The 14,405-nt window shown below is 73.8% G+C and carries 13 protein-coding genes; 11 read left to right on the top strand and 2 right to left on the bottom strand.

Annotation, left to right across the window (positions count from 1 at the left end):
• The first annotated feature begins 14 nt into the window (after positions 1-14).
• From QP089_RS18710 to QP089_RS18695, 4 genes are all read left to right on the top strand, one after another.
• Positions 15-575, top strand: coding sequence for a TetR/AcrR family transcriptional regulator (locus QP089_RS18710; protein WP_285912939.1), 561 nt, complete (start codon positions 15-17; stop codon positions 573-575).
• Between the two features lie 67 nt (positions 576-642).
• Positions 643-2,796, top strand: coding sequence for an MMPL family transporter (locus tag QP089_RS18705; RefSeq protein ID WP_285912938.1), 2,154 nt, complete (start codon positions 643-645; stop codon positions 2,794-2,796).
• Positions 2,797-2,887: 91 nt separating this feature from the next.
• The gene (locus tag QP089_RS18700) at positions 2,888-3,760 is read left to right on the top strand and encodes an oxygenase MpaB family protein (protein ID WP_285912937.1); all 873 of its coding nucleotides are present in this window, start codon (positions 2,888-2,890) and stop codon (positions 3,758-3,760) included.
• A 10-nt stretch (positions 3,761-3,770) separates the two neighbouring features.
• On the top strand, positions 3,771-4,391 hold the full coding sequence (locus QP089_RS18695; protein ID WP_285912936.1) for a TetR/AcrR family transcriptional regulator: 621 nt from the start codon (positions 3,771-3,773) through the stop codon (positions 4,389-4,391).
• 48 nt (positions 4,392-4,439) lie between these two features.
• On the opposite strand, the gene QP089_RS18690 is transcribed toward QP089_RS18695, so the two are convergent.
• On the bottom strand, positions 4,440-5,864 hold the full coding sequence (locus tag QP089_RS18690) for an aldehyde dehydrogenase family protein (protein WP_285912935.1): 1,425 nt from the start codon (positions 5,862-5,864) through the stop codon (positions 4,440-4,442).
• 186 nt (positions 5,865-6,050) lie between these two features.
• Between QP089_RS18690 and QP089_RS18685 the strand changes: the two genes are divergently transcribed.
• Positions 6,051-8,135 (top strand): phosphocholine-specific phospholipase C, encoded by a 2,085-nt coding sequence (locus tag QP089_RS18685; protein WP_285912934.1) that lies wholly within the window; start codon positions 6,051-6,053, stop codon positions 8,133-8,135.
• 55 nt (positions 8,136-8,190) lie between these two features.
• Here QP089_RS18685 and QP089_RS18680 read toward each other — a convergent pair whose 3' ends face one another.
• Positions 8,191-8,589 carry a VOC family protein gene (locus QP089_RS18680; RefSeq protein ID WP_285912933.1) on the bottom strand — a complete coding sequence of 133 codons (399 nt, stop codon included), beginning with the start codon at positions 8,587-8,589 and terminating at the stop codon, positions 8,191-8,193.
• Between the two features lie 194 nt (positions 8,590-8,783).
• Here QP089_RS18680 and QP089_RS18675 point away from each other — a divergent pair, with 194 nt between their 5' ends.
• Genes QP089_RS18675 through QP089_RS18650 form a run of 6 tightly spaced genes read left to right on the top strand, consistent with a single transcriptional unit; the run spans position 8,784 to position 14,397 of the window.
• Complete coding sequence (locus QP089_RS18675) at positions 8,784-9,653, top strand: SIS domain-containing protein (RefSeq protein WP_285912932.1); 870 nt, start codon at positions 8,784-8,786, stop codon at positions 9,651-9,653.
• A complete protein-coding gene (locus tag QP089_RS18670) occupies positions 9,653-10,537 on the top strand; it encodes a 1-phosphofructokinase family hexose kinase (RefSeq protein ID WP_285912931.1) in 885 nt (294 codons plus the stop codon). The genes QP089_RS18675 and QP089_RS18670 overlap by 1 nt, the downstream gene beginning before the upstream one ends.
• Positions 10,525-11,373 (top strand): class II fructose-bisphosphate aldolase, encoded by an 849-nt coding sequence (locus QP089_RS18665; protein WP_285912930.1) that lies wholly within the window; start codon positions 10,525-10,527, stop codon positions 11,371-11,373. The genes QP089_RS18670 and QP089_RS18665 overlap by 13 nt, the downstream gene beginning before the upstream one ends.
• Complete coding sequence (locus QP089_RS18660) at positions 11,367-12,671, top strand: alpha-glucosidase/alpha-galactosidase (RefSeq protein WP_285912929.1); 1,305 nt, start codon at positions 11,367-11,369, stop codon at positions 12,669-12,671. Before QP089_RS18665 ends, QP089_RS18660 begins: the two co-directional genes overlap by 7 nt.
• Positions 12,671-13,579, top strand: coding sequence for a carbohydrate kinase family protein (locus tag QP089_RS18655; RefSeq protein WP_285912928.1), 909 nt, complete (start codon positions 12,671-12,673; stop codon positions 13,577-13,579). The genes QP089_RS18660 and QP089_RS18655 overlap by 1 nt, the downstream gene beginning before the upstream one ends.
• Positions 13,580-13,635: 56 nt before the next feature.
• Entirely contained in the window at positions 13,636-14,397 is a 762-nt protein-coding gene (locus QP089_RS18650) for a DeoR/GlpR family DNA-binding transcription regulator (RefSeq protein WP_285912927.1), read from the top strand.
• Positions 14,398-14,405 lie beyond the last annotated feature (8 nt).

The raw sequence follows: 14,405 nt of genomic DNA, 5'->3' as shown, positions 1-14,405 counted from the left end.
TTACGGTGGCGTCCATGGCGCGCACCTCGCCCGCGCTGCGCGGGCAGATCCTGGAGTCGGCGCTGCGGGCGTTCGCCCGGCACGGCTTTCGCGGGACGTCCCTGCAGCAGATCGCCTCGGAGGCCGGTTGCTCGAAGGCGTCGCTGCTCTACCACTTCAGCAACAAGGAGGCGATCCTCGCCGAGCTGCTGGTGCCCGTGGAACGCGAGGCCATCGCGCTGGACGCCCGGCTGGCCGGCCTGGAGGGGCAGGAGGCCGCGGTGGCCGCGGTCGGCGGCTTCGCCGATCTCACGGTGCGGTTCCGGCGCGAGATGAAGGTGCTGCTGGAGACCCTGCCGGAGCGGACCGTGTTGGACGACCCGGCGCTCGACGGCCTCGGCGAGCGGCTGGTGGACGCGCTGGCGGGCCGCTCGCCCGACCCGGCGGACCGGGTGGCCGCGTGGATGTCCCTCGGCGGGATGTTCGTGACCGGCGCCGCCGACCTGGCGGTGAGCGACGAGGTGCTGCGCGGGGCCATGGCCCGGACCGCCCTGCGCGCGTTGGGCCGCGCCTCGGGGGAAGACCGGGACCCGTGACCCGCTCCGGACGTGACCGCACGCCGGGGCCGGGGCCCGCATCGTAGACATGAGGAAGGAATCGGCTGTGTTCGCTCGCATCGGACGCGTCGTCGTGCATCACCCGTGGCGGGTGATCGCGGTGTGGCTGGCGGCCGCGGTCGCCGTGGTCGCGCTGGCGCCGAAACTGACCGCCACCACCGACGAGGCGTCGTTCCTGCCGAGCCACTACGAGTCCATCCAGGCGCTGGACGTCCAGCAGAAGGCGTTCCCGCAGGCCGCCACGCCCGCGGCGATCATCGTGCTGGAACGGCGGGACGGGGCGCCGCTGACCGCGGCCGACTCGCGCACGGTGGCGTCGGTGGGGCGGGCGCTCGCGGGCGAGCACATCGAGAACGTCACCGCCGTGCAGGTCGCGCCGCCCCCGGCGAACAGGAAGATCCAGATCATCTCGGTGCAGATGCCGAAGCCGGAGGGCGCGCAGGGCAAGAACCAGACCGACGCGGTCAAGGACCTGCGCCCGGCCCTGCGGGACCGCCTGGACGGCACCGACCTCAAGGGCGGCATCACCGGCACCGCCGCGCAGAACCTGGACGGGCAGGAGGCCGGGGCCAAGGCCGAGGCGATCACCGGCGCGGCCACCATCGGGCTGATCCTCGTGCTGCTGCTGGTGATCTTCCGCAGCCCGATCATCGCGCTGCTCCCGGTGATCACCATCGGCGCGGTGTCGCAGATCGCGACCGGGCTGATCGGCTGGGCCAACGACGCCTTCGACCTCAAGACCGACAGCTCGGTCAGCTCGATGCTCATCGTGGTGCTGTTCGGCGTCGGCACCGACTACATCCTGTTCCTGATGTTCCGGTACCGCGAGCGGCTGCGCGCGGGCGAGGACTCCAAGACCGCGATGGTGTCGGCGATCACCCGGGTGGGCGAGGCGATCTCCTCGGCCGCCGGCGCCGTGATCATCGCCTTCCTGGCCCTGCTGCTGTCCACGCTGTCGCTGTTCCGCTCGCTCGGCCCGGCGCTGGCGATCGCGGTGGCGACGACGCTGCTGGCCGGGCTGACGCTGATCCCCGCGGTGGTGTCGCTGCTGGGCACGCGGGTGTTCTGGCCGTCCAAGGCCTGGCGGCACGAGCCGAGGGGCGCGCGGTTCGCGGCGATCGGCGCGTCGATGGGCCGCCGCCCCGGCCGGTTCGCCGCGGTCTCCGGCCTGCTGCTGGTGGTGCTGGCGGTCTTCTCGCTCGGCTTCCACTCCAACTTCGACCTGTCCGGCGGCTCCATCCCGAAGGGCGCCGAGTCCACGGTGTGGCAGAAGGAGCTGCTCAAGGGCCTGCCCGCCGGCGCCACCGAGCCGTCCGACGTCTACCTGCGCGCCAAGGCCGGCGCCCGGCTCGCGCAGGCGGACCTCGCCGCGTACAAGGCGAAGCTGGCCGGGGTGGACGGTGTCGGCAACGTCGCCGACCCGGTGCTGTCCAAGGACTGGAGCGTCGCCGACTTCCGCGTCACGCTCGCCGAGAAGCCGGAGTCGTCCGCGGCCATCAAGACCGTGAAGGGGCCGCTGCGCGACACCGCGCATGACGCCGCGCCGCCCGGGACGACCGCCGTGGTCGGCGGCATCACCTCGGTGTTCGTCGACATCCAGGCCGCGGTCGAGCACGACTACGCCGTCGTGTTCCCGGTCGCCGCCGTCCTGATCATGGTGATCCTCGGGCTGCTGCTGCGCAGCGTGGTCGCCCCCTGGTACCTGATGGCCTCGGTCGGCCTGGGGTTCGCCGCGACGCTCGGCGCCAGCGTGCTGGTCTTCCAGCAGCTCCGCGGCGAACCCGGGCTGATCTTCATGCTGCCGGTGATCATGTACCTGTTCGTCGTGGCGCTCGGCACCGACTACAACATCCTCATGATCGCCCGGTTGCGCGAGGAGGCGCGCGAGGGGCGGTCCCCGCGCGAGGCGGCCGCGCTCTCGGTGCGGTACGCCGGGCCGACCGTCGCCGCGGCGGGGGTCATCCTCGCCGGCACCTTCGCCTCGCTGATGCTGGCCGGCGGCTCCACCCTGCTGCAGATGGGCTTCGCCATCTCGGCGGGCATCGCGATCGCGGCGTTCGTCATGGCCCTGTTCTTCACGCCCGCCGTCACCGCGCTCATCGGGCACGCCGCCTGGTGGCCCGGCCACGCCGACGCGCCCGCGCACGGCCCGGCGAGCGAGGCCGGCGAACCCGCCCCGCAGGCCACGCGCAACCCCTGACACCGAGGACGCGAGGTCCCGCGAGCTGGCCGCAGCGCTGAATGCTTGATACAAAGTACGTATCAATGTCTCAGAGCGCGGGTGATGCGGCATGACCGACCTCGACGTGAAACCGGACCGGGCCGCCGAGGCCGGTGCCATCCCCGGGCCCGGCTCCCTCATCTGGCGGTACGCGGGCGACTGGCGCGGCGCGTTCAGCGGCCGGGCGACCCTGCTGCTGCAGGTCGCGCATCCCGTCGTCGGCGCCGGGGTCGCCGACCACTCGGAGTTCCTGGAGGACCGCTGGGGGCGGCTGCTGCGCACCGTCGAGTCGACGATGAACTTCCTCGGCTACCGGGGCGAGGAGCGCGGCCGGCGGGAGGCGGCCCGGCTGCGCGAGATCCACAAGGACATCAAGGGCGTCGACGCGCAGGGCCGCCGCTACCACGCCCTCAACCCGGAGGCGTACCTCTGGGTGCACGCCACCCTGCTGCACGGCATGGTCCAGACGCAGCAGCTGTTCGGCACGCCGCTCACTCCCCGGCAGGAACGCGATCTGCACGAGGAGTGGGTGCGGCTGGCGCTCGCGCTCGGCATCACCGAACGCCACATCCCGCAGAGCCCGGCCGCGTTCCGCGACTACTTCGACACGATGGTGAACGAGCGGCTCGAGGACAACGCCACGGTCCGGCTGCTCATCGAGCTGGACCGCAAGCCGCTGCCGCCCCCGCCGCGCTGGCCGCTGCCGGCGTTCGCCTGGTCGGGGATCTCGGGGCCGCCGACCCTCATGCTGGGCCGGATGGGCGTCGGCTGCCTCCCGCCGGTCCTGCGGGAGCGGTTCGGGCTGCGCTGGACGTCCGCCGACGAGCGCCGCTTCCGGCTGTTCGCGCAGGCGATGCGCGCCGGCGACCGGGTGCTGGTCGACCGGCTGCGCTACTCGCCGATCGCGGCCCGCGCCATGCGCCGGGCCCGGCGCGGACACTAGGGTCGGACCCATGACCGAGCCGACGGACCGGCCGCCGCTCGGCGACCTGCTCGCCGAGTCCGCCGCGTCCGGCCCGCAGGTCGACCGGATCCTCGACGCCGCCCTGGAGCTGTACGGGACGTTCGGCCTGCGCCGCACCACCATCGAGGACGTCGCCCGCGCGTCCGGGCTCGGCCGCGCCACCATCTACCGCCGCTTCCCGACCAAGAACGACCTGGTCACGGGCGTGCTGCTGCGCGAGGCGCGGCGCTTCTTCGCCGAGCTGGACGCCGCCGTCGCCGCCTTCCCGTCGGTCGAGGAGCGGCTCGTCGAGGGGTTCGTCGCCACGCTGCGGATCAGCCGCGAGCAGCGGCTGCTGAACCGGCTGCTCGTGCTGGAGCCCGAGCTGCTGCTGCCGCACGCCACCGGACGCGCCGGCCCGCTGCTCGCCGCCGCGCGCGGCTACCTGGCCCGCCGGCTCCGCGCCGCGCAGCGGCAGGGCGACGCCGGCGCGTTCGACCCGGAGGTGGTGGCGGAGATCCTGATCCGCCTCACCCACTCGCTCGTCCTCACTCCGGAGGGCCACATCCCGCTGGACGACGAGGGCGCCCGCGCGTTCGCCCGCCGCTACCTCACCCCGATGATCCGCTGACCGGCACCCGCACCCGGCGGGCACCGGTCAGCGCATCCGGTGCCGGCGTCAGTCGTTGTAGCCCATGATGGCCTTGGTCTCCAGGAACTCCTCGAAGCCGAGCGCGCCCCACTCGCGGCCGTTGCCGGACTGGCGGTAGCCGCCGAACGGCGCGTTGAAGTCGGGGCCCGCGCCGTTGAGGTGGACGTTGCCGGTGCGCAGCCGGCGGGCCACCGCCTTCGCGCGGTCGGCGCTGCCGGAGACGTAGCCCGACAGGCCGTAGAGGGTGTCGTTGGCGATGCGGACCGCGTCGTCGTCGTCCTCGTAGCCGATCAGCACCAGCACCGGCCCGAAGATCTCCTCGCGGGCGATCGTCATGTCGTTGGTGACGTGGGAGAACACCGTCGGGCGCACGTAGTAGCCGGTCTCCAGGCCCTCGGGCTTGCCGGGGCCGCCGACCTCCACCTTGGCGCCCTCGCCGATGCCCTTCTCGATGAGCTGCTGGATCCGGCCGTACTGCGTGGCCGACACGACCGGGCCGATCCGCGTGGTCTCCTCCCGCGGGTCGCCGACGACGATGTCGCGGGCCGCCTCCGCGGCGATGGCGGCGGCCTCGTCCATGCGCGCGGCCGGGACGAGCATCCGGCTCGGGGCGTTGCACGACTGGCCCGAGTTGGTGCACATGTTGCCGACGTCGCGGGTGATGACGGCCTTGAGGTCGGCGTCGTCCAGGATGATGTTGGCGGACTTGCCGCCGAGCTCCTGCGCGACGCGCTTGACGGTCGGGGCCGCGGCGCGGGCGACCTCGATGCCGGCGCGGGTGGACCCGGTGAACGACATCATGTCGACGTCCGGGTGCGCCGACAGCGGCGCACCGACGCCGAGGCCGTCGCCGTTGACGAGGTTGAACACGCCCGCCGGGACGCCCGCCTCGTCGAGGATCTCGGTGAACAGGATCGCGTTCAGCGGCGCGACCTCCGACGGCTTGAGGACCATCGTGCAGCCGGCGGCGAGGGCCGGGGCGACCTTGCAGGCGATCTGGTTCAGCGGCCAGTTCCACGGCGTGATCAGCCCGCAGACGCCGACGGGCTCGCGGGTGACCAGGGTGGCGCCCATCGGGCGGTCGAACTCGAAGTCGGCGAGGACGGCCCGCGCGGTGGCGAGGTGGCCGAAGCCGGCGGCGGCCTGCGCGGCCCGGGCCAGCGACAGCGGCGCGCCCATCTCCTGGCTGATGACGTCGGCCAGCTCCTCCATCCGCCGGCCGTAGACGGCGATGATCGCGTCGAGCAGGTCGAGGCGCTCCTGCTTGGTGGTGAGGGAGAACGTCTCGAACGCCTCCTTCGCCGCGGCGACGGCGGCGTCGACGTCGTCGGCGCCGCCCATGGCGATGGAGGTGATCGGCTGTTCCGTGGCCGGGTTGATGACCTCGAGCGTCGTGTCGGTGCGGGGGGCGACCCACTGGCCGCCGATGTAGAACTGCTTGACGTGGTCCACGGGCTTCCTCCGGCAGGGAACGGGCCGTACTTCGTTGCAGGCTCAACATACGAAACCCGTTCGGTCCGGTAAACGCCAGCCCCGGCGCGCCGCCGGCGGAGTCACATGAATCTCTTTCATGTCCGTTACCGGGCGGACGCGTGACCGCGGTCGTCCCGTTACCCGCGCGGCTCACGCTGTGCGGTCATGAGCCCTCGCCGCGATGGTCCCTCCCGCCGCTCGTTCCTCGCCTCCGGCGCCGGCGTCGCCGGCGGCGCGGCCGTCGCCTCGCTGCTGCCGCCGTCGGTGCACGCCGCGCTGGCGCAGCCGGTGAAGCCCGGCGGCCTGCGCTCGATCGAGCACGTGGTGTTCCTGATGCAGGAGAACCGCGGGTTCGACCACTACTTCGGGACGCTGCGCGGCGTGCGCGGCTACGGCGACCGCAACGCGATCGAGCTGCGCGACGGACGCCCGGTGTTCGAGCAGCCCGGCCCGCTGCGGCGCGTCAAACCGTTCCTGGCCCGCGACGCGATCGGGCACGGCCCGCTCACGGACGTCAACTACATCGCCGGCCTCGACCACGGCTGGGACACCGGCCAGAAGGCGCGCGGCGACGGCTGGCACGACGGCTGGATCGCGGCCAAGCAGACGCCGACGATGGTCCACTACGACCGCCGGGACCTGCCGTTCCAGTACGAGCTGGCCGACACGTTCACCGTCTGCGACGCCTACCACTGCTCGGTGTTCGGGCCCACGAACCCCAACCGGACCTACCACTGGACCGGGACGATCGGCTATGAGAAGAACGGGCACCGCGCGGTCGAGAACGACGCCTACGACGAGGCGAACCACCCCGGCTACGCCCTGACGTCCTACGTTGAGCGGCTGTCGAAGGCCGGCCGGACGTGGAAGGTGTACCAGGAGTGGGACAACTTCACCGACAACCCGCTGGAGTTCCTCACCACGTTCAAGCAGGTGATGCGGAAGGCGCTCGCGCCGACCGGCGCGTACAAGAGCCTCACCGAGTTCTACGGCGCCGTCGCCAAGGCCGGCGCGGACGAGCGGAAGAGCATGCTCGCCGCCCTGGACAAGGGCGTCGCGGCGCTCCCGGCTCCCGAACGCGACCTGTTCGAGCGCGCTCTGCGCCGCAGTGACGGCGGCACGCTGGGTGCGGCGTTCCGTGCCGACGTCGAGGCGGGACGGCTCCCCGAGGTGTCCTACATCGTCGCGTCGGCCGCCGAGTCCGAGCATCCCGGTTCCGGGAGCCCGATCCAGGGCGCCGGCATCACCTACCAGGTGCTGGACGCCATCGCCTCCGACCGGCGGACGTGGGAGACCACCGCGCTGTTCCTGCTCTTCGACGAGAACGACGGCTACTTCGACCACGTGCCGCCGCCCCTGCCGCCCGCCGACGCCGCGGACGAGCATTACGACGGCAAGCCGATCGGGCTCGGCCTCCGCGTGCCGATGACCGTCGTCTCGCCGTGGACGGCCGGCGGGTACGTGTGCTCGGAGGTGTTCGACCACACCTCGACGATCCGGTTCCTGGAGCGGTGGCTCGGCGTCCGCGAGCCGAACATCGGCGCGTGGCGCAGGACCGTCGCGGGCGATCTGACCTCGGCGTTCGACTTCCGCCGCACCGCCGGCCCGCCGCCGGTGCCCCGGCCGGGGACGCCGCCGAAGTTCTACCTGCGCTGGCCGGCGCTCCCGCCCGTCGTCCAGAAGGACCCAGCGCCGGAGCCGGGGAGGCGCCCGGCCCGCCCGCTGCCGTACCGCACCGACGCGTCGGCGCGTCTCGAAGGCGACGCCCTGGTCGTCACCATGACCGAGCGGGGCGCCCGCGCCTCGCACCTCGCGCTCTACCCGTACGCGGGGGAATTCGCCACGCCGCGCCACTACGACGTGGCCGGACGCGCGGTCGAGCGGGTGGCGCTGAAGGACGGGCGGTACCGGCTCACGCTGACGGGCCCGAACGGGTTCCGGCGCGAGTTCGCGGGCGCGCGTTCGGGTGCGGCGGCCCGCGCGGACGTGGCGTCCCGCGCCGCCGGTGCCGCCCGGATCGAGATCACCCTGCGGAACCGGGGCACGCAACCCCTCACGTTCACCCTCAAGGCCCTCGCCTACGGCAAGGCGTCCCGCAAGGCGACGGTGGCCGCCGGGAAGAGCGTGACGGTCTCCTGGGCCACCGAACACGGCTGGTACGACGTGGAGATCCGCGCCGCCGAGGACGCGGCGTTCCGGCGCCGCCTCATGGGCCACCTGGAGGACGGCCGCCCGTCCGTCTCCGGCTGACCTGCCGGCCGCGCCCCCTCCAAGCGACCCATGAGGCGGCGCCGGGCGGGGCGGCTCAGGTCTCCTCGACGAACATCAGGGTGTTGCCCTCGGGGTCGCGGAACCAGAACATCGGCGGCACCGGGTCGCCCATGCGGCTCACCTCGGCGTCGACGTCCGCCCCGGCGGCCTTCAGCCGCGCGTGGCAGGCGTCGATGTCGGCGGTCGACAGCGCGATGCCGGTCTCCCGGCCGCCCGCGTCGGTGCCCTCGGGCGGCGGGCAGAGCGCGATCGGCGTCTCGGCGCCGGGCGGGGCGACCTCGATCCAGCGGTAGCCGCCGCCGAACGGCTGGTCGGCGCGCTTGTCGAGGCCGAGCGTCCCGCAGTAGAACTCCAGCGCCCGGTCCTGGTCCCGCACCGGGATGATCACATTCGCGACCCTGCGGACGGTTCCGGCGGCGGTCGTGTCGCTCATGGTGGGTCTCCTTCTGCGTCGGACGGTCCGGTCATGGATGCAGACCGGACGAGCCCGCGGAACTCATCGCCCCCTGGCAGCCGATCCGCCGGCGGCCGTCCCGCTGCGGGCCGGTGCAGCGCACTTGCCGACATGTGCTCACTCTTGTACGTTACTGGCGCATAAGGCGCACAAACGAGCAATTAGGAGCCTTGGTGTCGTTCGTTCTTGAGGAGATCGCCTCGCAGCCGGGCTGCTGGGAGCGCGCCGCGGCGATGGCGGACGGCGCGGACGGCCTGCCCGCGCGGGGGGAGCGCGTCGCGGTCGTCGGGTGCGGCACCTCGCTGTTCATCGCCCAGGCGTACGCGTCCCTGCGGGAGGCGGCCGGGGCGGGGGAGACCGACGCGTTCCCGGCGTCGGAGTTCCCGCACGGACGCCGCTACGACCGGGTGGTGGCGATCTGCCGCTCGGGCACCACGACCGAGGTCCTGGACCTGCTGCGCAGGACCGAGCTGCCCACGACCGCGCTCATCGGGGACCCGCGGACGCCCATCGTGGACGTCGCCGGCTCCCTCGTCGTCCTCGACTTCGCCGACGAGCGCTCGGTGGTGCAGACCCGGTTCGCCACGACGGCGCTCGCGCTGCTGCGCGCGCACCTCGGCCCGCTGCCCGCGGACCTGGTCGAGCAGTGCCGCGCCGCCGTCGAGGCGCCGCTGCCCGAGGGCGCCGTGGAACGCGGCCAGTTCACCTTCCTCGGCGCCGGCTGGACGAACGGGATCGCCAACGAGGCGGCGCTGAAGGTCCGCGAGGCCGCCGGTGCGTGGACCGAGTCCTACCCGGCGATGGAGTACCGGCACGGGCCGATCAGCGTCACCGACGACCGCAGCCTCACCTGGTTCTTCGGCCCGACGCCGGAGGGCCTGCCCGAGCAGGTCGCCGCCACCGGAGCACTGGTCGAGGCGTCCGGGCTGGACCCGATGGCCGACCTCGTGCGGGCCCAGCGGCTCGCGGTGGCGCTGGCCGAGGCCAAGGGCCTGGACCCGGACCGGCCGCGCAACCTCACCCGCTCGATCATCCTGTCCTGATGATCCTCACGGTCACCCTCAATCCCGCCTGGGACGTGACCTACCGGGTCCCCAGGCTCACCCCGCACGGCTCGCACCGCGTCGCGTCGATGCTGCAGCGTCCCGGCGGCAAGGGGCTGAACGTCGCCCGCGTCCTGCACGCCCTCGGCGAGGAGACGCTGGCGGCGGGGCTGGCGGGAGGCGCCACCGGGGCCATGGTGCGGGACGCGCTGGAGGTGCCGTGCGCGTTCGCCGCCATCGCGGGGGAGACGCGGCGCACCGTCACGGTCGTGGACACCGACGCCACGATCTTCAACGAGCCGGGACCGGACGTCCGCCCGGACGAGTGGGCGGCGTTCCAGAAGTCGTTCGCGGTGCGCGCCGCCGAGGCGTCGGTGGTGGTGCTGTCCGGCAGCCTGCCGCCCGGCCTGCCCGAGGACGCCTACGCCACCCTGACCCGGCTGGCTCGCAAGGCGGGCGCCCGGGTGCTGGTCGACGCGGGCGGGCCCGTGCTGCGCGCCGCCGCCGAGGCCCGTCCGGACCTGCTCAAACCCAACGAGGCCGAGATGGCCGCGGCGGGACTGGACCGCGCGGCCCTGGGGGAGGGCGGCGCGCTGGTCGTCTCGCGCGGCGCGGACGGGATGCTCGCCGTCACCCCCGACGGCTGCTTCGAGGCCGTCCCGCACGAGGTCGTCGCCGGCAACCCGACGGGCGCCGGCGACGCCGCCGCCGCGGCCCTGGCCGTGGCGCTGCGCGACCGGACGCCCTGGCCGCGGGCGCTGGCCGAGGCCGTCGCGCTGTCGGCCGCCGCGGTCGCCGCGCCCGCCGCCGGCGAGTTCGACCCCGACGTCCTCCGGCGGCACCGCCGGGCCACGAAGGCAAGGGAGACATCATGCCCCTGGTGAACACCGCCGAGCTGGTGCGGCCCGGCGAAGGCGTCGCCGCGTTCAACGTGATCACGCTGGAGCACGCCGAGGCGATCGTCGCGGCGGCCGAGGAGACCGGCCGCCCGGTCATCTGCCAGATCAGCCAGAACGCGGTCCGCTTCCACGGCGGGCGGCTCGGCCCCGTCGCCGCCGCCACCCGTGCGGTCGCCGAGGAGTCCGGCGCGCGCGTCGCGCTGCACCTGGACCACGTCACCGACGAGGACCTGATGCGCCTGGCCGCCGACCACGGCTTCGGCTCGGTGATGTACGACGGCTCCGAGCACGACTACGCCGAGAACGTGTCCCGCACCGCGGCGGCCGCCGCCTGGGCCCACGAGCACGGCCTCTGGCTGGAGGCCGAGCTGGGCGAGGTCGGCGGCAAGGACGGCGCGCACGCCCCCGGCGTCCGGACCGACCCCGCCGAGGCCGCCGCGTTCGTGGCCGCGACCGGCGTGGACGCCCTCGCGGTCGCCGTCGGCAGCTCGCACGCCATGACCGAGCGCACCGCCGCCCTCGACCACGACCTCATCGGGCGGCTGCGCGACGCGGTGCCGGTCCCGCTGGTGCTGCACGGCTCGTCCGGGGTCCCCGACGGCGAGCTGCGCCGCGCGGTCGGTCAGGGAATGACAAAGATCAACATCGGCACGGCCCTCAACATCGCCTTCACCGGGGCGGTCCGCGCGAACCTGGACCGGGGCGTCGACCCCCGCCGCTACCTCGCGCCCGCCCGCGACGCGATGCGGGAGCAGGTCGCGCACCTGCTGGAGGTCATCGCGCCCCGTTCCGCCGAGAGCATTGGACGACTTGCATGCTGAACATCGCCTTCGTCGGCGCCGGCTCGGTCGAGTTCACCCGCCAGCTGCTGCGCGACATCTTCTCCTACCCCGAGCTCGGCGGCGTCCGGCTCGCGCTGCACGACATCGACCCCGAGCGGCTGGAGGTCGCCGAGGGCCTGGCCGGGCTCACCGCTAAGGAGCACGGCGCCGCGCCCGCCATCACCGCGTCCCTGGACCGCCGCCGCGCGCTGGACGGTGCCGACGTCGTCGTCAACATGGTCGCGGTCGGCGGGCACGCCGCGACGCTGAAGGACTTCGAGGTCGCGGCGGAGTTCGGCGTCCGGCAGACGATCGGCGACACCCTCGGCATCGGCGGGATCTTCCGCGCCCTGCGAACGTTCCCGCTGCTAGAGGGGCTCGCCGCCGACATCCAGGCCGTCTGCCCGGACGCGTGGCTGCTCAACTACACCAACCCGATGGCGATGAACCTCCAGTACCTCGCGACGGTCGCGCCGAAGGTGAAGGCCGCCGGGCTGTGCCACTCGGTGTACTGGACCGTCCGGGACCTGTCGGACCTGGTCGGCGTGCCGTACGAGGAGGTCGACTTCCACTCGGCCGGCGTCAACCACCAGGCGTGGGTGCTGAAGTGGGAGCACCGGGGCCGCGACCTGTACCCGGCGCTGGACGCCGCCATCGAGGCCGACCCGGAGCTCAAGCGGCGGGTGCGCGTCGACATGTACCGGCGCCTCGGCCGCTACCCGACCGAGACCAGCGAGCATTCGTCCGAGTACGTCCCCTGGTACCTGAAGGACGCGGCGGAGATCGAGCGGCTGCGCATCCCGGTCGGCGACTACGTGAAGATCAGCGAGGGGAACCTGGCCGAGTACGCGCGGGTCCGCGACTGCCTGGCCCGCGGCGAGCACCCGGCGCCACGCGAGGACGAGGACGCCACCGAGTACGCGCCGCAGGTCATCCACAGCCTCGCCACGGGGGAGCGCCGCACCATCCAGGTGACCACCGCCAACACCGGCCTCATCACCAACCTGCCGATGGGCGCGGGCGTCGAGGTCCCGGCCACGCTCGACCGGATGGGCGTGCACCCGCACCATGTCGGCGCCCTGCCGCCGCAGCTCGCCGCGCTGAACCGCTCCTTCCTCAACGTGGTGGAGCTGACCGTCGCCGCCGCCGTCGAGGGCGACCCGGCGCACGTCCGGCACGCCGCGATGTGCGACCCGGCGACCGCCGCCGCGCTACCCGTCGAGCGCATCGCCGAGTTGTGCGACGCGCTCACGGCCGCGCACGGCGACGCGCTGCCCGCCGCGCTGCGGGGGAAGTGATGCTCGACCTGCTGGTCGTCGGGGACGCCAACCCGGACGTCCTCGTGCACGGCGCCCCCGACGTCCCGCCCTACGGCCAGGCGGAGACGCTGGTCGGGGGCGGCGTGCTCGCGCTCGGCGGGTCCGCGGCGATCGCCGCGCACGGCGCCGCCCGGCTCGGCCTGGCCACCGCGTTCGCGGGATTGGTCGGCCGGGACGCCGCCGGCGACTTCGTGCTGGACGCGCTGAGCGGCGCGGGCGTCGACGTGTCCCGGGTCGTCCGGCACGAGACGCTGCCGACCGCGCTGACGGTGTGCCTGAACCGGCCCGGCGGCGACCGGGCGATCCTCACCGCGTCCGGCTGCCTGGCCGGGTTCGGGCCCGAGCACGTTCCCGACGTCGCGGCGCGGCACGTGCACGCCGCGTCCTACTTCCTCCAGCCGCGCCTCGCCGAGGCGTTGCCCGCGCTGCTGCGCAAGCACCGGGCGTCCGGCGCGACGACCTCGCTGGACACCAACGACGACCCGTCCGGACGGTGGGAACTGGCCCCCGGGCTGCTCGCCGAGTGCACGTTCCTGCTGCCCAACGAGGCCGAGGCGCTGGCGCTGAGCGGCCGCGCGGACCTGCCCGAGGCGCTGGCCGCGCTGGTCGGTGCCGGCTGCGTCCCGGTCGTCAAGCGCGGCGGGCGGGGCGCCGTCGCCCTGCAGGACGGCGCGACCGTGCACGTGGACGCGCCGCACGCCGACCCCGTCGACACCGTCGGCGCGGGCGACAGCTTCGACGCCGGCTTCCTGGCGGGCTGGCTCGACCGCGGCGACCTCGCCCACGCGATGAGGCTCGGTGCGGTGTGCGGCGCGCTGTCCACCCGCGCGACCGGCGGCACGGCCGGCCAGCCCGCGCTCGCCGAAGCACTCGCGCAAATTGCGTGACTATTTCCCGCTGAAACGCGTACGTTCGCGCACCGCAGCCCGTCTATAATGATCGGATGCGTCAGCAGGACCGCCTTCCCCTCATCCTCGAACGGCTCGCCCAGCACGGCTCGGTGAGCGTGGTCGACCTGTCGGCCGAGCTTCGGGCCTCGGCCGCCTCGATCCGCCGCGACCTCCAGGTGCTCGAGGAGCAGCAGCTCCTCAAGCGCACGCACGGCGGCGCGATGGCGGCCGAGGTCATCTACGAGCTGCCGATGCGCTACCGCGGCGGCCGCCGCCAGGAGGAGAAGCGCCGCATCGCGCAGGCCGCGGTGCGGCTGGTCGACGGCTCGGTGCACTCGGTCGGCTTCAACGGCGGCACCACCATCACCGAGCTGGCCCGGCTGCTGTCCACCGGCCGCGCGCTCAAGGTCGTCACCAACGCCCTGAACATCGCCGCCGACCTGTCGGTGCGGCCGGCGATCGACCTGGTCGTCACCGGCGGCGGCGTCCGCCCCGAGTCCTACGAGCTGGTCGGGCCGATCGCCGACCGCACGCTCTCCGACATCAGCCTCGACCTGGTCTTCCTCGGCGTGGACGGGATCGACGCCGAGGCCGGCATCAGCACCCACGACGAGATCGAGGCGCGCACCGACCACTGCCTGATGCGCGCCACGCGCCGGGTGGTGGTGCTCGCCGACGGGTCCAAGATCGGGCACCGCGCCTTCTCCCGGATCGCGCCGATCGGCGAGATCGACATGCTGATCACCGACGCCGGCGCCGACCGCGCCGAGCTGGACCGGATCCAGGCGGCGGGCGTCGAGGTGACCGTGGCCTGAGGCCCCGG

The organism is Actinomadura opuntiae, from assembly GCF_030283205.1.
Classification (GTDB): domain Bacteria; phylum Actinomycetota; class Actinomycetes; order Streptosporangiales; family Streptosporangiaceae; genus Spirillospora.
The sequence above is the reverse complement of the archived record's forward strand: the minus strand, read 5'-3'. Positions and strand labels throughout refer to the sequence as shown.